29 protein-coding genes are annotated in these 25322 nt (G+C 67.9%); 10 read left to right on the forward strand and 19 right to left on the reverse strand.

The features are described from left to right. Positions 1–140 precede the first annotated feature (140 nt). From GOY17_RS10150 to GOY17_RS10165, 4 genes are all read left to right on the forward strand, one after another. On the forward strand, positions 141–473 hold the full coding sequence (locus GOY17_RS10150; protein WP_232338397.1) for an ArsR/SmtB family transcription factor: 333 nt from the start codon (positions 141–143) through the stop codon (positions 471–473). Next, a complete protein-coding gene (locus GOY17_RS10155; protein WP_157030324.1) occupies positions 470–913 on the forward strand; it encodes an SRPBCC family protein in 444 nt (147 codons plus the stop codon). The genes GOY17_RS10150 and GOY17_RS10155 overlap by 4 nt, the downstream gene beginning before the upstream one ends. 13 nt (positions 914–926) lie before the next feature. Next, on the forward strand, positions 927–1463 hold the full coding sequence (locus GOY17_RS10160; protein WP_157030325.1) for an SRPBCC family protein: 537 nt from the start codon (positions 927–929) through the stop codon (positions 1461–1463). 198 nt (positions 1464–1661) lie between these two features. Next, positions 1662–2114, forward strand: a complete 453-nt coding sequence (locus tag GOY17_RS10165) for an FKBP-type peptidyl-prolyl cis-trans isomerase (protein WP_157030326.1) — start codon at positions 1662–1664, stop codon at positions 2112–2114. A gap of 10 nt (positions 2115–2124) precedes the next feature. Here GOY17_RS10165 and GOY17_RS10170 read toward each other — a convergent pair whose 3' ends face one another. Together GOY17_RS10170 and GOY17_RS18790 are read right to left on the reverse strand one after the other, a co-directional pair. Beyond that, complete coding sequence (locus tag GOY17_RS10170) at positions 2125–3114, reverse strand: LLM class flavin-dependent oxidoreductase (protein ID WP_157030327.1); 990 nt, start codon at positions 3112–3114, stop codon at positions 2125–2127. A gap of 120 nt (positions 3115–3234) precedes the next feature. Next, complete coding sequence (locus tag GOY17_RS18790) at positions 3235–3723, reverse strand: hypothetical protein (protein WP_198173648.1); 489 nt, start codon at positions 3721–3723, stop codon at positions 3235–3237. Between the two features lie 137 nt (positions 3724–3860). Between GOY17_RS18790 and chrA the strand changes: the two genes are divergently transcribed. Then, positions 3861–5021, forward strand: a complete 1161-nt coding sequence (gene chrA / locus GOY17_RS10180; RefSeq protein ID WP_198173649.1) for a chromate efflux transporter — start codon at positions 3861–3863, stop codon at positions 5019–5021. Between the two features lie 57 nt (positions 5022–5078). Here the strand turns inward: chrA and GOY17_RS10185 are convergent, their stop codons facing one another. After that, entirely contained in the window at positions 5079–6683 is a 1605-nt protein-coding gene (locus GOY17_RS10185) for a serine hydrolase (RefSeq protein ID WP_157030329.1), read from the reverse strand. A 145-nt stretch (positions 6684–6828) separates the two neighbouring features. Here GOY17_RS10185 and GOY17_RS10190 point away from each other — a divergent pair, with 145 nt between their 5' ends. Continuing rightward, positions 6829–8076: a TIGR03862 family flavoprotein gene (locus GOY17_RS10190; RefSeq protein WP_157030330.1), complete on the forward strand. Its 1248-nt coding sequence runs from the start codon at positions 6829–6831 to the stop codon at positions 8074–8076. 533 nt (positions 8077–8609) lie between these two features. Here the strand turns inward: GOY17_RS10190 and GOY17_RS10195 are convergent. The 6 genes from GOY17_RS10195 to soxR form a co-directional block, all read right to left on the reverse strand. After that, positions 8610–9251: a hypothetical protein gene (locus GOY17_RS10195; RefSeq protein ID WP_157030331.1), complete on the reverse strand. Its 642-nt coding sequence runs from the start codon at positions 9249–9251 to the stop codon at positions 8610–8612. A gap of 78 nt (positions 9252–9329) precedes the next feature. Beyond that, positions 9330–10070: a sulfurtransferase gene (locus tag GOY17_RS10200; protein ID WP_157030332.1), complete on the reverse strand. Its 741-nt coding sequence runs from the start codon at positions 10068–10070 to the stop codon at positions 9330–9332. 53 nt (positions 10071–10123) lie between these two features. Further along, the gene (locus GOY17_RS10205) at positions 10124–10777 is read right to left on the reverse strand and encodes a DUF998 domain-containing protein (protein ID WP_157030333.1); all 654 of its coding nucleotides are present in this window, start codon (positions 10775–10777) and stop codon (positions 10124–10126) included. Beyond that, positions 10777–11286, reverse strand: a complete 510-nt coding sequence (locus tag GOY17_RS10210; protein ID WP_115840427.1) for a DUF1993 domain-containing protein — start codon at positions 11284–11286, stop codon at positions 10777–10779. The genes GOY17_RS10205 and GOY17_RS10210 overlap by 1 nt, the downstream gene beginning before the upstream one ends. A gap of 90 nt (positions 11287–11376) precedes the next feature. Beyond that, positions 11377–12570: a glycosyltransferase gene (locus GOY17_RS10215; RefSeq protein ID WP_157030334.1), complete on the reverse strand. Its 1194-nt coding sequence runs from the start codon at positions 12568–12570 to the stop codon at positions 11377–11379. Between the two features lie 66 nt (positions 12571–12636). Next, positions 12637–13080 carry a redox-sensitive transcriptional activator SoxR gene (gene soxR, locus GOY17_RS10220; RefSeq protein WP_157030335.1) on the reverse strand — a complete coding sequence of 148 codons (444 nt, stop codon included), beginning with the start codon at positions 13078–13080 and terminating at the stop codon, positions 12637–12639. A 67-nt stretch (positions 13081–13147) separates the two neighbouring features. Here soxR and GOY17_RS10225 point away from each other — a divergent pair, with 67 nt between their 5' ends. Beyond that, positions 13148–14143, forward strand: a complete 996-nt coding sequence (locus tag GOY17_RS10225) for an NADP-dependent oxidoreductase (RefSeq protein ID WP_198173650.1) — start codon at positions 13148–13150, stop codon at positions 14141–14143. Next, a complete protein-coding gene (locus tag GOY17_RS10230; protein ID WP_157030336.1) occupies positions 14143–15600 on the forward strand; it encodes an MFS transporter in 1458 nt (485 codons plus the stop codon). Before GOY17_RS10225 ends, GOY17_RS10230 begins: the two co-directional genes overlap by 1 nt. Here the strand turns inward: GOY17_RS10230 and GOY17_RS10235 are convergent. Next, on the reverse strand, positions 15597–15818 hold the full coding sequence (locus GOY17_RS10235; protein WP_157030337.1) for a hypothetical protein: 222 nt from the start codon (positions 15816–15818) through the stop codon (positions 15597–15599). The genes GOY17_RS10230 and GOY17_RS10235 overlap by 4 nt on opposite strands. Before the next feature lie 48 nt (positions 15819–15866). Then, on the reverse strand, positions 15867–16796 hold the full coding sequence (locus GOY17_RS10240; RefSeq protein ID WP_157030338.1) for an AraC family transcriptional regulator: 930 nt from the start codon (positions 16794–16796) through the stop codon (positions 15867–15869). A 174-nt stretch (positions 16797–16970) separates the two neighbouring features. On the opposite strand from GOY17_RS10240, the gene GOY17_RS10245 reads away from it, so the two are divergent. After that, entirely contained in the window at positions 16971–17969 is a 999-nt protein-coding gene (locus GOY17_RS10245) for an aldo/keto reductase (protein WP_157030339.1), read from the forward strand. Between the two features lie 103 nt (positions 17970–18072). Beyond that, positions 18073–18834 carry an SDR family oxidoreductase gene (locus GOY17_RS10250; RefSeq protein WP_157030340.1) on the forward strand — a complete coding sequence of 254 codons (762 nt, stop codon included), beginning with the start codon at positions 18073–18075 and terminating at the stop codon, positions 18832–18834. On the opposite strand, the gene GOY17_RS10255 is transcribed toward GOY17_RS10250, so the two are convergent. The 8 genes from GOY17_RS10255 to GOY17_RS10290 all read right to left on the reverse strand — a co-directional run bounded on the left by GOY17_RS10255 (position 18828) and on the right by GOY17_RS10290 (position 25291). Then, positions 18828–19307 (reverse strand): YbhB/YbcL family Raf kinase inhibitor-like protein, encoded by a 480-nt coding sequence (locus tag GOY17_RS10255; RefSeq protein WP_157030341.1) that lies wholly within the window; start codon positions 19305–19307, stop codon positions 18828–18830. The genes GOY17_RS10250 and GOY17_RS10255 overlap by 7 nt on opposite strands. A 102-nt stretch (positions 19308–19409) precedes the next feature. After that, on the reverse strand, positions 19410–20021 hold the full coding sequence (locus GOY17_RS10260) for an HD domain-containing protein (RefSeq protein ID WP_157030342.1): 612 nt from the start codon (positions 20019–20021) through the stop codon (positions 19410–19412). Between the two features lie 195 nt (positions 20022–20216). Continuing rightward, positions 20217–20789 carry an NADPH-dependent FMN reductase gene (locus tag GOY17_RS10265; protein WP_157030343.1) on the reverse strand — a complete coding sequence of 191 codons (573 nt, stop codon included), beginning with the start codon at positions 20787–20789 and terminating at the stop codon, positions 20217–20219. A gap of 77 nt (positions 20790–20866) precedes the next feature. Then, positions 20867–21208, reverse strand: coding sequence for a zinc ribbon domain-containing protein YjdM (locus GOY17_RS10270; protein WP_157030344.1), 342 nt, complete (start codon positions 21206–21208; stop codon positions 20867–20869). Positions 21209–21275: 67 nt separating this feature from the next. Next, a complete protein-coding gene (locus tag GOY17_RS10275) occupies positions 21276–21659 on the reverse strand; it encodes a DUF1622 domain-containing protein (RefSeq protein ID WP_157030345.1) in 384 nt (127 codons plus the stop codon). Positions 21660–21709: 50 nt separating this feature from the next. Then, positions 21710–22666: a formylglycine-generating enzyme family protein gene (locus GOY17_RS10280; protein ID WP_232338398.1), complete on the reverse strand. Its 957-nt coding sequence runs from the start codon at positions 22664–22666 to the stop codon at positions 21710–21712. Further along, the gene (locus tag GOY17_RS10285) at positions 22663–23607 is read right to left on the reverse strand and encodes an HAD family hydrolase (protein WP_157030346.1); all 945 of its coding nucleotides are present in this window, start codon (positions 23605–23607) and stop codon (positions 22663–22665) included. The genes GOY17_RS10280 and GOY17_RS10285 overlap by 4 nt, the downstream gene beginning before the upstream one ends. A 16-nt stretch (positions 23608–23623) precedes the next feature. Continuing rightward, positions 23624–25291, reverse strand: coding sequence for an arylsulfatase (locus GOY17_RS10290; RefSeq protein ID WP_115840440.1), 1668 nt, complete (start codon positions 25289–25291; stop codon positions 23624–23626). Positions 25292–25322: the final 31 nt, after the last annotated feature.

The following is a 25322-nucleotide window of genomic DNA, read 5'->3' on the forward strand; positions in this document are numbered from 1 at the left end:
CGGCTCGCCGCTCGTCGGAACATTCAACCCATTGGTTGACAATCGAGCCGGCCACGCGGATATTCAACCACATGGTTGAATCTAACTCCGATCGTCTCGACGCCGTCTTTCGCGCCCTCGCCGACCCAACGCGACGCGCAATGGTCCGCAACCTCGCGCGCCAGCCGCGCAGCGTGGGCGAACTGGCCGAACCGTTCGAGATCTCGCTGGCCGCTGCTTCAAAGCACATCAAGGTGCTCGAAGGCGCCGGCCTGGTGCAGCGTGACGTGCAGGGCCGCACGCACGTGTGCCGGCTCGATGCCCGCCCGCTGCACGCGGGCATGGAATGGATGCGGCACTACGAACAGTTCTGGAACCAGCGCCTCGACGCGCTCGAGGACCTACTCCGCGCCGAGGATCGCGACGACGCCACGCGCAAGCCGCCGCGCAAACCCGCCGCCAAACCCGCGCGATCGAACCGGAGCAAGCGATGAACCCGCCCGTCACCGTGCGCGTGAGCCGCCGCTTCGATGCCAGTTGCGAACGCGTGTTCGACGCGTGGCTCGATCCGGCGACGCTCGGCCGCTGGCTGTATGCGACGGCGGACGGACAGATGCTGCGCGTGGACGTCGATCCGCGCGTCGGCGGCAGTTACGCGATCGTCGAACGCCGTGCGAACGGCGACGCCGCGCACTACGGGCGATATCTGGAAATCGATCGTCCGCATCGCCTGGTGCTGACGCTCGCGCTGGAGCCGGACGCCGAAGGCGATCGCATCACGGTCGACATCGCGCCCGACGGCGACGGCTGCGTGCTCACGCTTACCCACGAAATGGCAGCCGAGTACGCGGAGTACGCGAACCGCACCGAACACGGCTGGACGACGATCCTCGCATCGCTCGAACGGCACCTGCACACCGCTTCCCCCACGTGAAGGAGCACCACCCATGAACGACTTCGGCATCGTCACCGCGCCCGACACCGTGCGCATTGAACGTCTCCTGCCCGGCCCGATCGAACGCGTCTGGGCCTACCTCACCGAATCGGAAAAGCGCGGCACCTGGCTCGCGCGCGGCGACATGGACCTGCGTCCCGGCGGCGCGATGGAACTGGTCTTCCACAACAACCGCCTCACCGACAACGACGTCGCGCCGCCGGCGAAGTACGAGAAGTACGGCGGCGAACTTCGTTCGCACGGCCACGTGGTCGAATGCGATCCGCCGCGGCTGCTGGTGTTCACCTGGGACGAGGAGGCCGGCGGCGATTCGCAGGTGCGCATGGAGCTCGCGCCGAAAGGCGACCAGGTGCAGCTGATCGTCACGCATAGCCGCCTGGCGAGCCGCGAAGGCATGGTCAGCGTGTCGGGCGGCTGGCACACGCACCTGGGCATCCTCGCCGATCGCCTGGCCGGGCGTACGCCCGAGGGCTTCTGGAAGACGCTTGCGCCGATCAGTGCGGAGTACGAGAAGCGTATTCCGGCGTAATGCACGAAGCCTGTCATCCCCGCGTAGGCGGGGATCCAACTCTGCGCGCATCACGCTCTACGGAGGCGTTGATGCGCTCACGGTTGGATTCCCGCCTTCGCGGGAATGACGCAAGGAATCTATGTCGCTGGATTCCAGCCTTCGCGCGAATAACGACAAGAAAAGCCAGCAAAGCGGGCGACACGCTATGCTTCGTGCATGACCACCTTCCAGCGCATCCGCAGCGGCCTCGCCGCTTTCGCCACCCTCGCCCTTCTCGCCGCGTGCGCCGATCCCGGCCCGCCGCCGGGCGGCGTGATTCCGAAGTTCGAAATCATCGACCAACAGGTCGGCACCGGCGCCGAAGCGAAGTCAGGCATGGACGTCACCGTCCACTACACCGGCTGGAATTACGACAAAGCCAAGCCCGACGGCCGCGGCGAGAAGTTCGACAGCTCGCGCGATCGCAATGAGCCGTTCACCTTCCTGCTCGGCGCAGGTCGCGTGATCCGCGGCTGGGACGAAGGCGTCGCCGGCATGCGCGTGGGTGGCAAGCGCGTGCTGAGGATTCCGGCCGAGTACGGCTACGGCCGCAAGGGTGCGGGCGGTGTCATTCCGCCCAACGGCTCGCTCGTGTTCGAGGTCGAACTGCTCGACGTGCGCGCGCACTGAGGCGCGCGCGTCACGCCAGTGCGCGGCATGCCTGCGCCGCGATCTCGAACGAGCGCACGCGCGCCGCGTGCTCGAACACATTGGCGGTGATCAGCAGTTCGTCCGGCTTGTGGCGTTCGATGAACGCCGCGATGCCTTCGCGCACCGTCTGCTCGTCGCCGACGACCGAGCATGCCAGCGCCTGCTGCACGCCGCTTTTTTCCAGCGGATTCCAGTAGGTCTCGATGTCGTCGATCGGGGCCGGGATCAGCCCCGGATGGCCGCGCCGCAGGTTGACGAACGACTGCTGCAGCGTCGTGAACAGACGCCGCGCCTCCGCATTGTCGTGCGCGCCGACGACGTTGAGCGCCAGCATGGTGTGCGGCTTGTCCAGGCGCCTGGACGGCTTGAATTCGCGCCGGTACATCGTGAGCGCGTGATCCATCGCGTCGGGCGCGAAGTGCGAGGCGAACGCGAACGGAAGGCCCAGCTGCGCGGCAAGTCGCGCCGAAAACAGGCTCGAGCCGAGCAGCCACACCGGCACGTCCACGCCCGCACCGGGCACTGCGCGCACCGCCTGGCCGGGCTGCACGGGTTCGAAGTAATGCAGCAGTTCCACCACGTCCTGCGCGAACATGTCGGCCGCTTCGAAATAGCGACGCAACGCATGCGCGGTGGCGTGGTCGGTGCCCGGCGCGCGACCGAGGCCGAGGTCGATGCGCCCCGGATACAGCGACGCGAGCGTGCCGAACTGCTCGGCTACCTGCAGCGGCGCGTGGTTCGGAAGCATGATGCCGCCGGCGCCGACGCGGATCGTGCTGGTGCCGCAGGCGACATGGTCGATCAGCACCGCGGTGGCCGCGCTGGCGATGCCGGGCATGTTGTGGTGTTCGGCGAGCCAGTAGCGCTGGTAGCCGAACCGCTCGGCGTGGCGCGCGAGGTCCAGCGTGTTGGCGAACGCCTGTGTGGCGTCGCTGCCCTCGGTGATCGGCGCGAGGTCGAGGACGGAAATCGGGATCATGCAGGCGCTCCTTGGCGGCGAGCCTTCGTACTGGGGGCGGACGCGCGTATTGCCAGCGGCGCGGCGTTCCATCCCTGCACGTTCAGCATTGCACGGACGCCGGCATCGCCGCGTGAGGCCTCACCACAGGTCGAATGCGACGCCCTCGCGTTCGTTGTCCCACACGGTGCTGAAGACCCACCAGCGGCCATGTTCGAAGCACAGCTGGATGCTGTTGGCGCCGCGCTTGATCACCGGCGTTTCGAGCGATTCGCGCGCCTCGTAGCGGCTCCACACGTGCGCGACCTGGCCGAAGCGCTCGACGCGCTGGTCGATCTCCACTTCGAAAAAGCCATTCGCGGCAAAGAATGGCGTGACGTCGGCGATGTAGCTGTCGACGTCGAACGCCATGGCGTGCGTGCTGCCGTCGGGATCGACGACCGTGCGCAGGCTGCGTGCGTCCGGATGCTGCAGGTACCGGAAGCGCGCCCAGTCGCGCGGCGCGCCCGCCGGGCCGGAAATGCACTCGTAGATGGCGCGCACGATGGTCGGGATGTCCTGGGTGTCCTGCCACCATTGCGGGTTCTCGCCCGTGGCGGTCGTGCCGTGAGTCGGCGTGGCGTGGTGCATGGCCTGCTCCTCTGCTTGGACGTCCATCATGCTGGGCACGGTGTCAACGGAAGTGGAAGGGCCAGCCGGCATACTCGGCACGATTTTCTCCATGGAGCGGCGCCATAGAACCCACCTCCGCCCTCGCCGTCTTCCGCGTGTTCCTGCGCCTGGGGCTGGTGTCCTTCGGTGGGCCTATCGCGCACCTGGGCTATTTCCGCGAGGAATTCGTCGCGCGCCGGCACTGGCTGGACGACGCGCGCTACGCGCAGCTGCTGGCGATCTGCCAGTTCCTGCCGGGGCCCGCGAGCAGCCAGATGGGGTTCGCCATCGGCCTGCTGCGCGCGGGCTGGCGCGGTGCGCTGGCGGCGTTCGTCGGGTTCACCCTGCCCTCCGCGCTGCTGATGATCGGCTTTGCGTCGATGTCGGCGCAGCTGGATCGCGGGTTCGGCGCCGCGGTCGTGCATGGGCTGAAGCTGGTCGCCGTCGCGGTGGTCGCGCACGGACTGCTCGGCATGGCGCGACAGATGACGCCGGACGTCCGGCGCCTCGCGATCGCGGCCATCGCATGCGCGACCGTCGTCTGGCTCGGTACGGCATGGGCGCAACTGGCGGCCATCGCGATCGGTGCGATGCTGGGCGCGGTGCTATGCAGGCGTGTCGCGTCGAAGTCGTCATCGCAGGACCCGCTGCCGGTGATGTACGGGCGCGGCGTGGCGACGGCATTGTTCATGGTGTTCGCGTGCGGGCTCGTTGCCGCGCTCGCGTTGCCGTCGCGCGAACCGACGCCCGGCGCGATGGCCGCCGCGTTCTATCGCGCCGGCGCGCTGGTGTTCGGCGGCGGCCACGTCGTGCTGCCGCTGTTGCAGGAAGCGTTGGTCGATCCGGGCTGGATCGCGCCGGACCGTTTCCTCGCGGGCTACGGTGCGGCGCAAGCCGTGCCCGGGCCGATGTTCTCGATCGCCGCCTACCTCGGTGCGATCGCACCCACGGGGTGGCCGCCGGCCGTTTCGGCGCTGGTGGCGTTGCTGGCGATCTTCCTGCCGGGCTTCCTGCTGCTCGCAGCGACGCTTCCCGTGTGGCAGCGCGTGCAGGCGATGCGCGGCGCGGCCCCGATGCTCGCCGGCGTCAACGCCGCGGTCGTCGGACTGCTTGCCGCCGCCTTCCACGATCCGGTGTGGGCACAAGGCATCGCGTCGTGGCGCGATGTCGTGATCGTGATCGTCGCCTTCGCGCTGCTGGTTCGGCTGCGCGTGGCCGCGTTGTGGGTGGTGACGTGGTGCGTGGGGGCTTCGGTCGCGATGTATCTGATGGGCTAGTCGGCGACTGCCCTTACCCCAACCCTCTCCCGCTCGCGGGAGAGGGCCTTTGTGATGTCAGGACTTCGGCTTCTCTTCCTCGACCGGTTTCAGGCGCAGGTCCTGGAAATCGAAGCTGAAGTCCGTCAACGGCGAGATCGCTTCCATCCGACCTTCGCGCACTTTGCCGTCGGCATCCAGCGAAAACGTCACGAACGCATCGGCGTTGAGCCATCGCTCGTTCCAGCGCACCACGAAGGTGTCGTGCTGCCACGGTTCCATCTTGCCGACGAGGTCGGGCGTGCGCGTGAAGCGCATCACCAGTCCGTCCTTTGCCTGTTCGACGATGATGTCGCCGTACCACGGATCGCGATACGTGCGCGCGTACGCCGACCGCGGGCGCGACGGCGGCGCGTTCGCGGCGCGCGCCTCGACGTGCTTGCGCCAATCCTCGTCCGACTTGTCCGTCGACTTGGCGAGCGCGGCGGCGTAGGCGGCGGTCCAGTCGGTGCGCGGCGCGTCGAGGAACGCATCGAGCACGCGCATCGTCACCGCGTTGAACGCGCCGCCGACCTCGGCGTTGGTCAGCACGATCACGCCCAGCTTCTGCTGCGGCACCAGCGTCACGCGCGACACCATGCCGGGCCAGCCGCCGGTGTGCGACACGAGCTTGCGGCCGCGGTAATCCGACAGCGTCCAGCCTTCGCCGTAGCCGAGGAAGTTCGGCTTCGCGGCTTCGAGTTCGGGCACCGCCGGCTTGGGGATCGGGATCGGCGTGATCACCGACCACATTTCCTGCTGGCGCTCTTCGGAGAACAACCGCTGCTGCGTGCCCTTCGCGTCGGTGAAGGTGCCGCCGGCCAGCTGCATGTTCATCCAGCGGCTCATGTCGTGCACGCTGGAATAGATGCCGCCCGCGCCGGAGACGTTGTGCCACGTCATGCGCGGTGCGGGTTGCAGGTCCTTGAAATCGGCCTTCGCGTGACCCGTGGCCACGTTGTCGCGCGGACGCAGCGCATCGGAGTTGAAGCGCGTGTCGCGCATGCCCAGCGGCGCGAAGATGCGCTGCTGCAGGAACTGCGCGTAACTCTGCCCGCTGGCCTGTTCGATTACCAGCTGCGCCACGCCGTAGAGGATGTTGTCGTACGCGTATTGCCCGCGGAAGCTGCCGGTGAGCGGCACGTCCTTCAGGCGGCGCGCGACGTCTTCCGTCGTGTAGTCCGTTCCTGGCCAGTACAGCAGGTCTCCTGCGCCCAGCCCGAGGCCGCTGCGGTGCGCGAGCAGGTCGCGCACGCGCATTTCCTGCGTGACGTAGGCATCGGACATGCGGAACCACGGCAGGTGCTCGATCACGCGATCGTCCAGGCTCAGCTTGCCTTCGTCGGCGAGGATCGACAGCGACGCCGCGGTGAAGGCCTTCGTGTTGGATGCGATCGCGAACAGCGTGTTGGCGTCGACCTGCGCCGGCTTGTTCATCTCGCGCACGCCAAAACCGCGTTCGAGCACGACCTGCCCGTCCTTCACCACTGCCACCGCGATGCCCGGCACGTCGAACTGCTTGCGCACGCCTTCGACGTAGGCGTCGAAATCCTGCAATTGCGGCGGCAGCGCGGTGTCGCTGGCATGCGCGGCGCCGGTGGCGATCAGCAGCGCCAGGGCGGCGGAAACGGTGCGACGGTGCATGGGCGGAGCGGCTCCTTCGGTGCGAGCGCTCGAAGATACCTGCTTTGGCCCGCCGACGAATCGCACGGAAGTTGGCCTCATGCGGCGAATGGGCGAGGAAAACGGCAGCGCAGGCATAATTGCCCGCCCGATCGACCGATTGCGCATGTCCACTCTTCCGCAGCTCCACGCCCGCCTCGCCATCGTCGGCGGAGGCCCTGCCGGCCTGATGGCGGCGGAAGTCGCGCGGGCGGCCGGCGTGGACGTGGACCTGTTCGAGGCCAAGGGCTCGGTCGGCCGCAAGTTTTTGATCGCCGGCAAGGGCGGGCTCAACCTCACGCATGGCGAGCCGCGTCCTGCGTTCGATTCGAGATACGGCAACCGCGCGCGCGAGGTCGGCACCTGGCTCGATGACTTCGATGCCGACGCGCTGCGCGAATGGGCGCGCGGATTCGGGATCGACACCTACATCGGTACTTCGGGGCGCGTATTCCCGACCGACCGCAAGGCGGCGCCGCTGCTGCGCGGCTGGGTGCGTCGCCTGCGGGAGGACGGCGTGCGCTTCCACGTGCAGCATCGATGGCTGGGCTGGCGCGACGATGGCGCGTTGCGGTTCGCGACACCCGACGGCGAGATCGCCGTGCACGCCGACGCCACCGTGCTCGCACTCGGCGGCGGCAGCTGGCCGGAGCTGGGCTCCGACGGCGCGTGGGTGCCCGTGCTGCAGTCGCGCGAGGTCGACGTCGCGCCGCTGCTGCCGTCCAACTGCGGGTTCGACATCGGCTGGAGCGAGCACTTCGCCAGCCGGCATGCCGGTGCGCCGCTCAAGCCGGTGATCGCCCACTGGCACGATGAGGCGGGCCGTCCGCACGAACTGCAGGGCGAATGCGTCGTCACGCAGACGGGCATCGAAGGCAGCCTGATCTACGCGTTGTCCGCAATGCTCCGCGATGCGATCGCGGCGCACGGCGAAGCGACGCTCGAACTCGATCTTGCGCCGGGGCGCGAACTGCATCGTTTGCGTGCCGATCTTGAGAAGCCTCGTGGCGGACGCAGCCTCACCGAGCATCTGCGCCGGCAGGCCGGAATCGAAGGCGTGAAAGCCGCACTGCTGTACGAAGTGCTGGGCAAGGAAGCGATGCTCGATACGCAACTGCTGTCGCGCACGATCAAGCGCCTGCGGCTGCGGTTGCTGCGCGCGCGTCCGATCGCGGAGACGATCAGCAGCGCCGGCGGCGTGCGCTTCGAAGCGCTGGACGCCGGCACGCTGATGCTGCGCACGATGCCCGGCGTGTTCTGCGCAGGCGAAATGCTCGACTGGGAAGCACCGACGGGCGGCTACCTGCTGACGGCGTGCTATGCGAGCGGAGTGCGCGCGGGGCGTGGCGCGGTGGAGTGGTTGCGGCGCGTCTGATCGTCGTTTCGGATGGCTAAAAGCGACGTCTCGTTCAAGAAGCGGCGTCTCGCGCACTGAATCCGTCATCCCGGCGAAAGCCGGGATCCAGGCTGTCACGCCAATCGCCGGAGCACTCTTCGTCATTCCAGCGAAAGCTGGAGTCCATTTTGTTCTTTCGAACGCACGTTCGGCGTTAGTGGTAGAAGCAACAGCGCAGCGCTGTATCGCAACGGTTGGTCGCCGGTACCGCTTCGTTGCCCCTCACCCCAACCCCTCTCCCGTTGGGAGAGGGGTTCAATGCGGCGTCATGTTCGATTGAATCCGTCATCCCGGCGAACGCCGGGATCCAGGCTGTCACGCCATCGCCGCACTCTTCGTCATTCCAGCGAAAGCTGGAATCCATTTGATCTTCGAGTGCGCGTTCGGCGTTAGCGGTTGAACCAACACCGTAGCACTGTGCCGCAACGGTTGGTCGCCGCTGCCGCTTCGTTGCCCCTTACCCCAACCCTCTCCCGTCGGGAGAGGGGCTTCAAAGCGAGCGTCCGGATCGCCTAACGCTTCGCGACCTTCTTCCCTTCCGCGTCGCCGCCGCCGGCGATCGGGAAGTACTGCGTGCTCGCGCACAGCTCCACGCCGTTCGCGCTTGCGGCCGGCAGGTCGGTGCCCTTCAGGCCGATGAGTTTGAGCGTCTCGCCCGTCGCGTCCTCGACCTTCGCCAGCGCGATGAAACCGGTGCGGTTGCCGCCGCACAAGGCGTTGGCGGGCGACTGCGTCGGCGGAGTTTCCTCCAGCACGCGGCGCAGTTCGATCGGCTGCGACGCGTCGACGATCATCGCCTGCGCGTAGGTGGCGCCGGCCGAATACTGATCGCCGCCCGACACCAGCGCGACGCGCTCGGTGGTGAAGCTCGCGCCGTTCTCGCCCTTGATGAGCGTGTCTTCCAGCGACAGCTTGCCGGTGACGGCGGTCGCTACCGGGTTGCCCGGGTCGAATTCGCCCAGCGCGACCGGCTTAATCATGGGCGGCGCCGCGCGCTCTACCGGCTTGGCGTTGACGTCGGGCTGCGGGTTGGCGGCCGGCGGCGGTGCGGTGATCGCTTCCGGCGGCGCGGTGTTGACCGGCGTCTGCGGCTCGCAGGCCGACAGGCCCGCCACCAGCAATGCGGCCGCCACGCGCGGGGCCATCCAGGTCACACCTGTTCTCGTCATCGCCTTGCTCACTGATTCAAGCTCCTTGCGGGTCGTGGACGCGGCGGGGGAAGTCCGTGCCGGCTAGGCGGCGTCGTCCACGAGCGGTTGCAATTGCGGGTCGAGGGCGACACGCCCGTCGAACACGAAGCAGCGGCCATCGTAATGTCGGCCGCCGACCTGCTCAAAGTACCCCAGGATGCCGCCGTCGAGCTGCAACACGTTGCGCATTCCGTCGGCCTGCATCCACAAGGCGGCCTTCTCGCAGCGGATGCCGCCGGTGCAGAAGCTCACGACGGTGGCATCGCGCAGTGCGTCGCGATGGGGCTGCAACGCCTGCGGCAGGTCGGTGAAATTGTCGATGGGCAGGGTCAGTGCGCCCGTGAAGGTTCCGTAGCCGAACTCCTCGCGGTTGCGCGTGTCGAGCATCACCACCGGCTTGCCCGCATCGTCGAAACCCTGGTCGAGCCAGCGCGCCAGCGTGTGCGGTTCGACCATCGGTGCGCGGCCGTCGGACAGCGGCGACGCGTTGTCGCGACGGAAGCTGATGATCTCCGGCTTCACTTTGGTCTTGAGCCGGCCGAACGGCTGGGCCCGGCTGTGGCTGAACTTCACCAGCAGGTCGGCGAAGCGCGCGTCCTCGCGCAGGGCGTCGAGGAAGCCGTGGATCGCGTCGTCCTCGCCCGCCAGGAACAGGTTGATGCCCTCGCCCGCGACCAGGATGGTGCCGCGCAGCCCGGCGGCGTCCGCCCGCTCGTGAAGGACCTTCCCGAGGTCGTCGGGCTGGTCGATGGAAACGAAGTGGTAGGCGGCGATGTTGAGCATGCGCCTATTGTAAGCCGCAGTAATTACCTGAGCTTCGCGCCGTAACTAATTGATTAGTATTGCCCGGAAGGCGGCGTCCGGCGCAGCCAATGCGCCGCGAGCATCAGCCACACCGCGATCGCCGCGATCACCGCCTTCTGGCTGAGCCCGCGCGGCAGGTCGCGCCAGAGTGCATGCAGCCACAGCGCGACGAAGCACAACGCCGCCAACCCGAAGGCCAGCGCGAAGTGCTGCCGCCAGCGAGGATCGCGCCGGAACGCCCAGCTCTGCCAGAGCATGCCCAGCGTCGTACCGAGGAAAGCGAGCGGCGCGGAGATCGCGTGGATCTTCGCCGCCATCGTCATCGCAGCCGGGCCGCCGCGGTCGGTCTCGGCCCACGCGGTGACGGCCACGCCGATCGCGCCGACCAGGAACAGGCACAGCGCCACCGCGCTGCGCCCATCGCGCCCCGCGGCCCCGTAGTAGCCGGCGCCGATCAGCGCCAGGCTCATCGCCAGGCCGACATAGGCCAGCTGCAGCCACAACCCGAGCGGACCCAGCAGGTAGAAGCTCAGCGTCGCGCGGACGAAGTCCAGGTCCGTGCGCAGGAACTGCATCGCAATGGCGACGAGCGCGAACACCGCCACGCCGCCCAGCGCCCACGTCCCGATCGTCCGCGTACGGGCGGAGGCGATCCGCTGCTGCGCGACGGCCGGAACGTCGGACATCACCGCGCTCCCATGTAATCCAGCTTGCCGACCGGCACGCCGTTGTGGCGCAGCAGCGCGTAGGCGGTGGTCACGTGGAAGAAGAACTGCGGCAGGCCGTACTGGAGCAGGTAGTTGCGGCCGTCGAAGCGGCGCTCCTTCGGCGTGCCCGGGCGCAGGACGATCTCGCGCTCGCCGGCCCCTTCGAACAGCAGCGCGTCGAGGCCCTCGACGAAGGCCAGCGTCTTCGCGATGCGCTGGCGCAGCTCGGCGAAGGTGCGTTCCTCGTCCGGGATGGCCGGCACTTCGACGTCGGCCAGGCGCGCGCTCACGCTCTTGGCGAAATCGCAGGCGATCTGCACCTGGCGCGCCAGCGGGAACATGTCGGGGAACAGGCGCGTGTGCAGCAGCACCTCGGGGTCGTAACCCTGTGCCTTCGCGTGCGCCTCGCCCTTGGCGAGCACGCCGTCGAGCGCGCCGAGCATGTGGCGGAACACGGGCACGCTTGCGTCGTGCAGGGACAGGGTCATGCCGATCTCCAGATGAGGAATGCGGCGATGGTACACGGCGATCCGGAGGTTCCGCGTCGATCCGCATCGACCCGCGTCGATCCGCAGACCTCAGGTGGGCGCCAGTTCCGTGCGTCCCTGCGCCAGCGCGCCGTACAGCGATTCGACCTGGCGCATGAGGGTGTCCGAACTCCAGCGTCGCGCGTCGTCCGGACCGGCCGCGGACAGCCGCGCCCGCAGCTCCGGCGAACGCAGCACGTGCGCCGCCTGTGCGGCGAAGGCATCCACGTCCTCCGGCGCGATCATCGCGCTGTGCGTGTCGCGCAGCACCGTCGCCGTCCCCATCACGGCGGTGGAGACGATCGGCACGCCCAGCGCCATTGCCTCGATCAGTACCAGGCCCTGCGTTTCGGTCGGCGAAGCGAACACGAACGCGTCGCCGGCCTTGTAGGCGTCCAGCAGCGTGGTGCGGCGGTCGAGATTGCCGAAGAACCGCACGTTCGCCCCGATGCCGAGCTCGCTTGCCAGCCGGCGCAGGCGCGGCTCGTCGGGCCCTTCGCCTGCGATGAGGAACAGCAGTTCGGGGAATTCGCCCACCAGCCGCTTCACCACGCGCAGCAGGAAGGCGATGTTCTTCTCCAGCGACAAACGGCTGACCGTGACCAGCGTCGGGCGATCCGGCGCGATGCCGTGCTTCTCGCGAAACCTCGCGCCGTCTCCTCCGGTGAATTCGGCCATGTCGATGCCGGTCGGCAGCACGGTATGCGGCGTGGTGATGCCGTACCGCTGCAGCACGTCGACCATCTGCGCGCTGGGGACGATGAGGTGATCCACGCCATGGCACAGCTTGCGCGACGCCGCGCGCGCGACGAAGCGACCCACCGGCGTCGGCAGCCATGGCAGGTAATGGCCGACGTATTCCTCGAAGTAGGTGTGGTAGGTCTCGACCGTCGGCACGCCGAGTTCGCGCGAGAGCTGCACGCCCATCGCATGCGCGCGGAACGGCGTGTGGATGTGGATGACGCCCCACTCGCGGGCTGCCAGTGTTTCGCGCATCGCGCGCGCGGCGTCGGCGCGCATCAGGCGGTCTTCCGGATCGAAGAAGATCACCCGCGAGGGCACGCGCAGCACCTCGAACTCGCCCTGACCGTCGTGCTGGTCCTGTCCGCTGCCGTCGCCGTAGTCGGGCGCGACGATCGTCACCGCGTGGCCCATCCGCGCCAGCGAGCGGGCGAAGGTGCGGATCGAGGTGGACACCCCGTTCACGCGCGGGAAGTACACGTCCGACAGCATCAGCAGGTTCATCGCGTGCATCCGTCCGGCGCCGGCCGCCGGTTTGCACGATTGCAGCGGAGGTTTGTTACAGCCGTGTCACACCGGGCCGTCCCATCGCTGCGGCCCGGCGCCCTGGTCGCCCAGCCAGTCGCCCGGGTTCGCCAGCCGGCACCGGTCCAGCGACAGGCAACCGCACCCGATGCAGTCGTCCAGCGTGTCGCGCATGCGGATCAGTTCGGCGATGCGCGTATCGAGCTCCTCTCGCCACGCGCTCGACAGCCGCGTCCAGTCGCGGCGCGTCGGCGTGCGCGCTTCGGGCAGGCTGGCCAGCGCATCGCGGATCGTCGCAAGCGGCATGCCCACGCGTTGTGCGGCGCGGATGATCGCGATCCGACGCAGCGTGTCGCGCGCGTACCGCCGCTGGTTGCCTTCGCTGCGCTGGCTGTGGATCAGGCCCTTCGCTTCGTAGAAATGCAACGCCGACACCGCCACGCCGCTGCGCCGGGCGACTTCGCCGACGCTGAGTTCCTCGCTGCCCATCGGCTTGACCTCAACTTAAGTTGAGGTTCTATCCTCGCGTCCGTCACTGTTTCGAGTCAACCCGAGTATGGATACCCGCACCGCGCGCGACGGCTACGTCGCACGCTCCGCGCCTGCGCCGACGATGCAGGCGGTCGTGTTCGACGACTACGGCCCGCCCGATGTCCTGCGGCTCGCCGATCTCCCGGTTCCCGAACCGGCCCGCGGCGAAATCCGCGTACGTGTGCGCGCGGCTGGCGTGCAACCGGCCGACTGCGCGACGCGCAACGGCTGGTTCGCGCAGCGTGGCATCGGAATCGCGCCGTTTCCACGACAGCTGGGCAACGAATTCGCCGGCGTCGTCGACGCAGTCGGCGATGGCGTGACGTCGCTGGTCGTCGGCGACGAAGTGCTCGGCTGGACGAGTGCGAACGCCTACGCGGAAGCGGTCGTCGTACCGGTCGGGCAAGTGGTGCTCAAGCCGGTGATGATGTCCTGGGCCGTGGCGGGTGCGTTGTCGGCGTCGGGCCAGACGGCACACACCGCGGTCGAAGCGTTGTCGATCCGCCGCGGCGACACGGTGCTCGTCCACGGTGCGGCCGGCGGCGTCGGCACGATGGCCGTGCAGCTGGCGCGCCTGCGCGGCGCGCACGTCATCGGCACCGCCAGCCGCGAAAACCACGACTACCTGCGCGCGCTAGGCGCCGAGCCCGTGCTTTACGGGCCCGGCCTCGCCGAACGCGTCCGCGCCATCGCATCACACGGCGTGCACGCGGCGCTCGATGGCAGCGGGCGCGGCGCGCTGGATGCGTCGATCGAGCTCGGCATCGATCCGGCGCGCATCGGCACGCTGGTCGATTTCGAGGACGTGCAGCGCCTGGGCGTGCAGGCGATCCGCAGCGAGCGCAGCCGCGAACGCCTGCAGGCGCTGGTCGACCTGCACGATGCCGGCCGATTGCGGGTGCACGTGCGCGATATCTATCCCCTCGCCTACGCCGCCGTTGCGCATCGCGACGTGGAGAACGGCCACGGACGTGGCAAGGTGGTGCTCATGGTGTACGAGACGAAAGGATTCGCGCTGTGATGGAAGGACGTCGGGACGGCGAAGTCGATTCGCGTACGAACGAGATCAGCGATTCGCCCTCACCCCAACCCCTCTCCCGCCCGCGGGAGAGGGGCTCCGATCCGGGTGCCGAGACGGAAGGCCTGTTCGATCGGAAGTACCGCGCGACGACCATCGGCGCGGTGGTGCTCGTCGCGCTGTACGCCTTCGAGGCGCTTGCCGTCGCCACGGCGATGCCGACGGTCGCGCAGGCGCTGGACGGCTTGCCGCTGTATGCGCTCGCGTTCGGCGGCACGCTCGCCTCGTCGGTGATCGGCATGGTCGCGTGCGGCCCGTGGGCGGACCGGCGTGGGCCTGCGCCGCCCCTGCGTCACGGCATCGTGTGGTTTTCGATCGGACTGCTGATCGCCGGCTTCGCGCCGTCGATGGAAGTCCTGCTGCTGGGCCGCATCGTGCAGGGCTTCGGCGGCGGCCTGATGTCGGTGGCGTTGTACGTCGCGGTGGGTCGCGTGTATCCGCCCGCGATGCACCCGCGCATCTTCTCGTCGTTCGCCGCGGCCTGGGTCGTACCGGCGGTGATCGGGCCGACCATCGCCGGCGCGCTGGTCGAACACCTCGGATGGCGATGGGTCTTCCTGTCGGTGCCGTTGCTCGCGTTGGCTGCCGCCGCCTGCGTGCTGCCCGCGCTGCGCAACCTGCGCGAAGGCGAACTCGCGCACGACGACGGAGGCCTGTCGCCGCACCGCCTCGCCTGGGCGGTCGGCGCGGCGGCGAGCGCGCTCGCGCTGCATTACGCAGGGCAGCGCCACGGCGTCGCGGGTGCCGGGATGCTCGCGATCTCCGCCATCGCGCTGGTCGTATGCGCGTGGCACCTGCTGCCGCGCGGCACGCTGCGCGCCGCGCGCGGATTGCCGACGGTGGTGATGATGCGCGGCATCGCCTCGGGCGCGTTCTTCGGGACGGAGGTGTTCATCCCGCTGCTTCTTTCGCGGGAAAGGGGCCTGTCTCCGACGATGGCCGGCGCGGCGCTCACGCTGGGCGCGCTGGGCTGGTCGCTGGGCTCGTGGTGCCGCAGCCGGCCATCGCAGCCGTTCGCGCCGTCGCAGCTGCTGCGTTACGGGATGTCGTTGATCGTGGTCGGCATCGCGGGCGTGGCGTGCGCGGTGTCGCCCTCGGTGCCGGTCAGCATCGGCATCGTCGGCTGGATAGCCGCCGGCTTCGGCATGGGGCTGCTGTTTCCCACACTTTCGGTGCTGATCCTGGAACTGTCGCCGCCCAACCGCCAGGGCGTGAATTCCTCCGCACTGCATCTGTGCGATGCGTTGTTCACGGCGACGGTGCTCGCCGTTGGCGGCTCGGTCTTCGCGGCGTTGCTGACGCGTGCGCCGTCGATGGCGTATCTGGTCGGCTTCGCGATTTCCGCCGCACTCGCGCTGCTCGGCGCGGTGCTGGCCTCGCGCGTGCGTCCGATGCCCTAGCCTGCTTCGGCCAAACGCACCCAGCGTAAGCCCAGGAAGATGCCAGTGATCGCGGCGCCGATGGCCAGCGCCGTGCCCGTCGCATTCTGCGGGCCGTACGCGAGGATCAACCAGACGACGATGCCCGTCGCCGCCAGCGACACGGCCATGCGCCAGGACGTCACGCTATCGAGCGCAAGTTCCAGCACGAATTCCAGCACTTCCCCGACCAGCGACATCCCGGCATCCCTGCCGCGAACGCGGCGTCGACTTCCCCAGCCGGCAGCCTAGCCCGCCGGCCCGCGCATCGCCATCACCTCGCGACGCGGCGGCGCACCGAACAGGCGACGGTATTCGCGACTGAACTGCGACGGACTTTCGTAACCGACGCGATGGCTCGCAGCCGCCGCCTCGATGCCGTCGACCAGCATCAGGCGGCGCGCTTCCTGCAGGCGCAGCTGTTTCTGGTATTGCAGCGGCGTCATCGCGGTGGCGGCCTTGAAGCGCTCGTGCAGCGACGACGCACTCATGTGCGCGGCTGCGGCGAGCTGCTCGATGCGCAGCGGCTCGTGATAGCGCTGCTTGATCAGGTCGATGGCGCGCGCGACGCGCTGCGACGGGCCTTCCACGTCGCACAACTCGCGAAGGCGCCCGCCGAGTTCGCCGGTGAGCACGCGGTAATGGATCTCGCGCGTCGCCAGCGGTGCGAGGATCGCCGCTTCTTCGGGCGTATCGATCAGGCGCACCAGGCGCAGCACGGCATCGAGCAGCGTCGGACTCGTTCGACCGACGAACACCGCACGGCCGCCGCGACGCGACGCGCGTTCAGCCGGCAGCTGCTGCAGCAGTTCGTTGACCAGCGCGGTGTCGATGTCGATGCGCAGGCACAGGTAGGGCGAGTTCGGCGTGGCATCGAGGATCTGCCCGGTGATGGGCAGCGACATCGACACCACAAGGTAGTTCAGCGCGTCGTAGTGGAAGACATCCTCGCCCAGCAGCGCCCGCTTGCTGCCCTGCACGACCACGCACAGGCTCGGGTGGTAGACGCCGGGCAACGGCAGCGAGGGTTCGCTGGCCTGGATCAGCGAAAGGCCCGGCACGATGGAATCGTGCAGACCATCGCCGGGGATGTTTCGGGCAATCCGGTCGGCGAGCTCGGCCTGCTGGGCCTCCATGCCGTGCGGCGCTGCGATGACGTTGGAGCCTTGCGTGTTCATGGTCTACGCCTCCAATGGGCACGGGGCGATTATGCGCCGCCCGCCGAGTCCGCCAAGGACGCCGCGCACACCCCCGGAGGATCGGGCAAGGATCGCAGAGCATCGGGCTAACGTCGTCACAGGGGCCGGGCGCAGCATGTGTCCCACGCTTCCCCCACCTCGCAGGAGCCTCGCATGAACGTTCCCTTCCCCCGTCGCACCCTCGGCCGACAGGGCCTGGTCGTCTCCGCCATTGGCCTGGGCTGCATGGGCATGTCGGACTTCTACGGTCCCAGCGACGAGGCCGACAACCTCGCCGTGCTCAACCACGCGCTCGACATCGGCGTGAACTTCCTCGACACCGCCGACATGTACGGCGTCGGCCGCAACGAGGAACTGCTCGCCAAGGTGCTGAGTACGCGTCGCGACGAGGTCGTGCTCGCAACGAAGTTCGGCAACGTGCGCGCGCCGAACGGCGATTTCCTCGGCATCGACGGCTCGCCCGAATACGTGGCCGCCGCGTGCGATGCCAGCCTGAAGCGCCTCGGCGTGGACCACATCGACCTGTATTACCAGCACCGCGTCGATCCGAAGGTGCCGATCGAGGAGACCGTCGGCGCGATGGCGCGACTGGTCGAGGCCGGCAAGGTGCGTCATCTCGGCCTCTCGGAGGCCTCCGGCGCGACCGTGCGCCGTGCTGCCGCCGTGCATCCAATCGCGGCGCTGCAGAGCGAATACTCGCTGTGGACGCGCGATGTCGAACGCGATTCGCTCGCCGCCTGCCGCGAACTGGGCATCGGCTTCGTCGCCTACAGCCCGCTGGGCCGCGGCTTCCTCACCGGCGCGATCCAGAACACCAGCGAGCTGTCCGACACCGACTGGCGCCGCCAGAACCCCCGCTTCCAGGACGGCAACATCGACCAGAACCAGCGACTGGTGCAGGCCGTGACCGAACTGGCAAGTGAACGCGGTTGCACGCCCGCGCAGCTGGCTCTGGCGTGGCTGCTGCATCGCGGGCCCGACATCGTGCCGATCCCCGGCACGCGCCGCATTTCGCGACTGGACGAGAACGCCGCTGCGGCCCGCATCGACCTGACCATCGCCGAGCAGCAGCGCCTGGATGAAGTGCTCGCGACGCACGAAGTCGCCGGCACGCGCTATCCGGCCGCCGGCATGTCCTCGGTCAACGCCTGATCCACCGCCGGCGCGCAGGCGTCGGCTCCTTCGAAAAACGCCCTGACGCGGCCGGTGCATACGGCCGCGACGGGCCCTTGCATCCCGACATCCGGAGAACACCATGTCCAATCAGACCCCTTCCCTCTCCCTCGACATCGCCGGCAAGGTCGTCGCCATCACCGGCGCGAGCAGCGGCATCGGCGAAGCGACCGCACTGCGGCTGGCGCAGCACGGCGCGATCCTCGCACTCGGCGCGCGTCGTACCGACCGGCTCGAAGCGATCGCCACGCGCATCCGCAACGAAGGCGGCGACGTGTTCGTGCAGGCGCTCGACGTCACGCGACGCGACGACGTGGAGGCGTTCGTGAACGCCACGATCGCGCGCTTCGGCCGCGTCGACGTGCTGGTCAACAACGCGGGCGTGATGCCGCTCTCGCGCATGGCCGACCTCAAGGTCGACGAATGGGACCGCATGGTCGACGTCAACGTGAAGGGCGTGCTGTACGGCATCGGCGCGGTGCTGCCGTCGATGAACGAGCGCGGCGCCGGGCAGATCATCAACGTCTCGTCCGTCGCCGGCCGCCAGGTGTTCGCCACGGCCGCCGTCTACTGCGCCACGAAGTTCGCCGTGCACGCACTGTCGGAAGGCCTGCGCCAGGAGTCGCCGTTCCTGCGCGTGACGACCATCGCGCCAGGCGCCGTGGAGTCGGAACTCACCAGCACGATTTCCGATGCCGCGATGAAGCGTGAAGTGGACGAGGTGTTCCGCAAGGACATGCTGCCGGCCGATGCAATCGCGCGCGCCATCGCCTTCGCGATCGGCCAGCCGGCCGACGTCGATGTCAACGAACTGGTGGTGCGTCCGACCGCACAGGCTTACTGATCGCCCTTCTGGTACGTGCCAATGAACTCCGCCTGCCCGAGCACATGGCCTTCCATGGCGTCGAGCAGGCGGAGCTTGTCGACGTCGCCGAGATGCGGCAATTCGATGCCCAGTGCGTAGAGCTTGAAGAAATAGCGATGCCGGCCGATCGGCGGGCACGGACCGCCGTAGCCGGCACGCTGCCAGCCGTTCTGGCCCGCCTTGGTGCCGAACGGCAGGCGGTCGGTCTGGATGTTTTCCGCCAGGCCCGTCGAGTTCGCCGGCAGGTTGTAGAGCACCCAATGCACGAACACGCGCTTGGGCGCGGCGGGATCGGGCGCGTCGGGATCCTCGACGATCAGCGCCAGGCTGCGCGTGCCCTCCGGCGCGCCGGACCAGCGCAGTTCCGGCGAAACGTCGTCGCCTTCGCAGGTGAAGCGAGAGGGAATCACCGCGTTGTGTTCGAAGGCAGGCGAACTGATCTGGAAAGCCATGCGCGACTCCTTGCCCGGTTCACGTCGCCCGGTTCACGTCGCCCGGTTCACGTCATCGAGGCGATTGTTCGGCATCGCGCGCATGCATGCCGTCAAGGACGGCTAACGTTTTGACGTCACCGCGCGGCGCAGGTTGTTGCGCGCGGACGCATCCAGGCGCTGGTGGAAGAACGGCGTGAGGTAGATGCGCTCGCGCCCGAGCAGCGATTTCAGGAAGCGCTTGCGGTTGATCTTGAACAACCACCCCGGCACGACGGCGCGGTATTCGGCGGCGATGCCGCGATCGTACGCATCGAACACCGTCGGCTCCGCGCCGAGGATCGCCATGTCGCAGTCGAGGAACAGCGCGGCTTCCTCGTCCACGTCGGCCGGCTCCAGCACGCCATGCCGCGCGGTGAGTTCGATCAGCTGCGTCACGCGCGGCACGTCGATATGGCGATCGGGCATGAAGCGCGCGATGTGTTCCTCGGCCAGCTGCGCCGAGCGCGTTTCGTTGTCCTTGCGACCGGCTTCGTAGATCGCATCGTGGTACAGCACCGCGAGCGCGACTTCCGACGGCTGCGTCCAGCCCGGCCCGTGCGATGCCTCGACGTAATGGCGCAGCACTTCGCGGACGTGCTCGAAGTTGTGGTACGCGCGCGGTGGCGTCGCGTAGGCGTTTTCGAGCGCGATGCGCTGGGGTTCGGGAAGATCGAAGGGAAGGTTCAGCGACATGGGCGGGCGGCGAGCTGACGTGGGTGCATTGTCGCGCTGTAAGCAGCCTGCGTCTTGCGTCATCAACATTTCGCGGAAACCCGTCACCTGCACGCGGCCGTCCTGGTGGGAATGCGGGGCATCGCGGTCGTACACACATCGCATGCCCCGACCCTCACCCCAACCCCTCTCCCGGAGGGAGAGGGGCTCAAGCACTCAGGCCCGCGCGCGCCCCGCATCCACATGCAGCCGCACCCACTGTGCGTAGCGGTCCATCCAGTCCTGCAGGAACTTGCGGCTGCCTTCGTTGGCGACGTTGCCCGCATCGTCGAAGAAGCCTTCCTTCACGTGGATGTAGGCTTCCGGCTGGCCCATCGTCGGTGCGTCCAGGTAGGCCAGGATGTTGCGCAGGTGCTGCTGCGACATCGCCGTGCCCGCCGCGCCGATCGAGCCGCCGATCACCCCCGCCGGCTTTCCCTGCCACGCACTGTCGCCGTACGGGCGCGAGGCGTGGTCGATCGCGTTCTTCAGCACGCCTGGCACGGAGCGGTTGTACTCCGGCGTGACGAACAGGATGCCGTCGGCCTCGCGGACTTCCTGCTTGAGCCGCCTCACCGGCGCGGCCTGGTGGCTGTCGTCGTCCTGGTTGTACAGGGGCAGGTCGTCGATCCGGCACTCGTGGAAGGTGAAGGACGACGGCGCCATCTTTGTCAGCGCGTTGGCGAGCTGGCGGTTGATCGACTCCTGGCGGAGGCTGCCGATCAGCAGCCCGATGCGGTACTGGCCCATGGAACGCTCCCGTGTCGGAAAGCGTCCACTTTCGCGCCGCCCGCGATAACACGCGGTGATGGCGCGGCGCCCTGCGCTCAGGCCTTGCGCAGGAAGATGGTCTTCAGCACCAGGCCCTTGATCTTGTCCGAATTGCCTTCGATGTGTTCGGCATCGTCCTCGACGAGGCGGATGTTGCGGATCACCGTGCCCTGCTTGAGTGGGATGGAGGAGCCCTTCACCTTCAGGTCCTTGATCACCACCACGGTGTCGCCGTTGGCGAGCGTATTGCCGTTGCTGTCGCGCACGACCACGTTCGAGGAGGCCTCGCCCTCGCCTTCCACCGGCCATTCGAAGCCGCAATCGGCACAGACGAAGTTCGCGCCATCCACGTAGGTGTTGGTCAGGGTGCACTGCGGACAGGCGGGCGAAACGGGCATGGCACGGCTCCTGCTTGGGGCCGCGCATTCTACGCGACCGGGACGCCCATCCGCGGCGCAGCGCGGGTCAAGGCGCAGGTTTCTCGGGAAGCGATTCGCGCTCGCGCGCTCGTTCCAGCTCGCGGATCTCGGACACGTCGCGCTCGAGGAAATAGTTGAGGAACGTGCGGATCACCGCGACCGCGGCGAGGCGCCCGATGCCATCCCAGTCGGGCGTGATGGAGGATTCGATGATGTCCGCCGCCAGCTGGAACGTCAGGCCCGCCACGAGCCAGTGCGAGTAGCGCATCCACAGGTGGCGCCGTTCGTGCCGATCGATCTCGCCCTGCGCCATCAGCAGCGCGATGCCGTCCTTCACCGCGATGAGCGTGCCCAGCACGATCGTGCCCAGCGCGATGAAGTCGATCGCCAGGATGGTCGGTTCGGATACGGCGATCAGCCAGCGCTCCATACGCCCTCCCCGCCGCGCATCGCGGCCTTGGTCAACTCATCGCATTCGACTCAGCCGCGCACCACCAGACGGAAACCGACGTGGCAGGTCGAGGTATCCACCGGCTGCGCCATGCGCGCCGCCGGGCGATAACGACGGCAATAGTTCGGCGCGCACAGGTGCGATCCGCCCTTCATCACGCGACGCGGAATGCGCGCAGGATCGCGCGGGTCCAGGCTCGCGTCACGCTCGGCGCCGCGCGGATTCTCGAGCGTGCAGCACGAATGCTGCTGGATGCGGCCGTGGTCCTGGTACCAGTCGGCGGTCCATTCCCACACGTTGCCGATCATGTCGTACAGGCCATAACCGTTGGGCTCGAACGAGCCGACCGGCGCGGTCCACACGTAGCCATCTTCGGGCTTCAGCTCCCACGGGAACTCGCCCTGCCACGTGTTCGCCATGTGCTTGCCGTCGGGCACCAGTTCGTCGCCCCACGCGTATTCGGTGCCATCGCGCCCGCCTTTTGCGGCGAATTCCCATTCTGCTTCCGTCGGCAGGTCCTTGCCGATCCACTGTGCATACGCGAGCGCATCGGCGTAGGCGACATGCACGACGGGGTGATCCTCCAGCCCATCGAGCGAACTGTCCGGGCCGCGCGGATGCCGCCAGTCGGCGCCGGGAATGTACTGCCACCAGTGGTAATGGTTGCGCAGGTCCACGCGCCCCGGCGGCGGTACGAAGACGACCGATGCCGGCACCAGCATCGCCGGATCCGCATCGGGATAATCCGCCGCATCGGCCGGCTTCTCGGCCTGCGTGACATGCCCCGTGGCCGCGACGAAGCGCGCGAAATCGCTATTGGTCACCGCATGACGATCGATCCGGAAAGCATCGACGCGCACCTTGTGCGCCGGCTTTTCTTCCGGGTAGTGATCGTTCGAGCCCATCGTGAACGAGCCGCCTTCGATGCGGACCATGTCGTCGTGCCGGCTGTCGGCACGCGCGGGGTTGTCGACCGTCTCGCTCAAGCATTGCCTCCGTTGGGGGTCTCGTCGCCGTCGGCGAACACGCGGTCCCAGTCGCGTTGCATGCTCACCACGCCGATGCCCAGTTCAGCGGCCCGGTCCAGCCCGTCGCGCAGCGCGCTCAGCCTGAAATCGCGATCGTAGGCGAACTCGCGCGTGGCATCGTCATGGTGAAGGAGCCACGCCATGCGCGGCCCAGTGCCACCGAGCGTATACCGGATCATCGCCAGGTCGCCATCGGAATTTCCGAACGCGAACACGGGCCGGCGACCGATGTGCAACGCGATGTTGACTACCTTCTCGTCCCGGTCGTCGAAGCTGCCCAATTCGGGCAGTTTCCGCAGGACCATGCCGCCCGGGCCATCCTCGAGCTTCATCTTCGTGCTGGAACCGACGACCTGCTCTGGGGGAATGCCGTACAGCTGCTGCGCGACCACCCGCACGAACTCGATGCCGCCGCCGGTGACGATGTACGTCTTGAATCCATTCGCGCGCAGATGGTCGAGCAGCTCGCGCTGCGGCGCATAGGTGTTGTGGAGGAACGGCCGACGCAGCTTCGGATGCTCGGCCTGCCGCAGCCAGCGCCACGCGTTGGCGTGGAACTCCTCGACCGTCATGCCGGCGTGCGTCGCGAACGCCGGCTCGAAGACGTCCTTCTTCGGCAGCGACATCAACGTCTTCACGTCGCCGTCGATCATCGCCTTGAAGGCAGGCTTGTCCAGCAACGACGGATCCTGCTGCGTCAGCCGTTTCACCTCGGCCAGCGCGAAAAACACCTGCACCTGCAGCGGATACTCGCACCACAACGTGCCGTCGTTGTCGAAGACGGCGATGCGTTCGTCCTGCGCGACGAAATCCGGGCCACCTTGCGCGCAGGCGCGCGCGACGAAGTCGAGGATCCCCGACTTCGCCGCGCCGTCGTTCCAGGAAGGCAACGGGTCCATGCGTGGCATCCCTGCGTCAGCCGGACTTGCTGCTGATCTCCGTCATCTTCTGCTCGGCCTGCTCCAGGTTGAAGCTGCCGGGCGTCTGCGCGGGCGGGAACTCCTTGAACGTCGCGAGGAACTGCGCCGCCGCGGCCTGGGCGCCGTAGATCCAGAACGCATTGTGGAGCATCCAGTCCCAATACGTGTTGGACGTGATGTCGGCACGCTCGTAAGGATCCATGCGCAGGTTGAACATCTTGGGCAGGCGAAGCTCGGTGAACGGCTCGGCCCAGATCTGCAGCGTGCCCTGGCAGCGCTGTTCCATGAAGACGATCTTCCAGTTCTGCCAGCGTATGCCGAGCACGTCGCCATCGTCGCTGAAGTAGAAGAACCACTTGCGGGGCGATTTCTCTTCCTCGCCCGTCAGGTAGGGCAGCAGGTTGTAGCCGTCGATGTGGTTCTTGTACTTGCGACCGTTGACGGTGGTTCCCTTCTTCAGGCGATCGATGCAATCGGTGTCGCCGGCGGCGGCGAGCAGCGTCGGCAGCCAGTCGTGATGCTGGATGATCTCGTTGCTCACCGCGCCCGCGGGAATGCGGCCCGGCCAGCGGATCAGTTCCGGAATGCGGAACGCGCCTTCCCAGTTGCTGTTCTTCTCGCTGCGGAACGGCGTCATGCCCGCATCCGGCCAGCTGTTCATGTGCGGGCCGTTGTCGGTCGAATAGATCACGATCGTGTCTTCGGCCAGTCCGAGTTCATCCAGCAGATCGAGCATCTGCCCGACGTTCTTGTCGTGGTCGATCATCGTGTCGTGGTACGGCGACTGGTGCTCGCCGGCCTGCCCCATGCTCTCGGGCTTGGTGTGCGTGATGAAATGCATGTGCGTGGTGTTGAGCCACACGAAGAACGGCTTGCCGGCCTTGTCCTGGCGCTTGATGAAATCGCTGGCGGCTTCGACGAACTCGTCGTCGCAGGTTTCCATGCGCTTGCGGTTGAGGGGACCGGTGTCCTGGATCTTCTGCTTGCCGACGCGGCCCCAGCGCGGGTGCGTGGTCGCATCGTCCTTGTCCGTCGCCCAGCTGTGGATGACGCCGCGCGGACCGAACTGCTCGCGATAGCGCGGATCCTTTGGATAGCCGTACATTTCCGGCTCTTCCTCGGCGTTGAGGTGATAGAGGTTCCCGAAGAACTCATCGAAGCCGTGCAAGGTGGGCAGGTGCTTGTTCAGATCGCCCAGATGGTTCTTGCCGAACTGACCCGTCGCGTAGCCGCGATCCTTCAGCAGCGAAGCGATGGTCACCACCGAATCGACCATGCCCTGCGGCGCGCCCGGAATGCCCACCTTCGACAGCCCCGTGCGATGCACGCTCTGCCCCGTGATGAACGAGGAGCGGCCCGCGGTGCAGCTCTGCTCGCCATATGAATCGGTGAAGCGCATGCCTTCGTGCGCGATGCGGTCGATGTTGGGCGTGTGGTAGCCCATCAGACCGTGCGTGTAGCAGCTGAGGTTGGCGATGCCGATGTCGTCGCCCCAGATCACCAGGATGTTCGGCTGCTTCCCGCCCCCGCCACCCCCGCCCTTGCGCGCGGACGCCTTCTGCGGTGCGCTCCCGCTGCTTGCGGCGCCCTTGTCGGACCGCTGCGAAGGCGGTGCGGATTTGGCCACCTTGGCCGGACGGGCGGCTTTTTTCGCCTGAGCCATGACGCGTCTCCTTGTGGTGTGGGGGAAGCAG

This window comes from Lysobacter soli (genome assembly GCF_009755585.1).
Classification (GTDB): Bacteria; Pseudomonadota; Gammaproteobacteria; order Xanthomonadales; family Xanthomonadaceae; genus Lysobacter_J; species Lysobacter_J soli.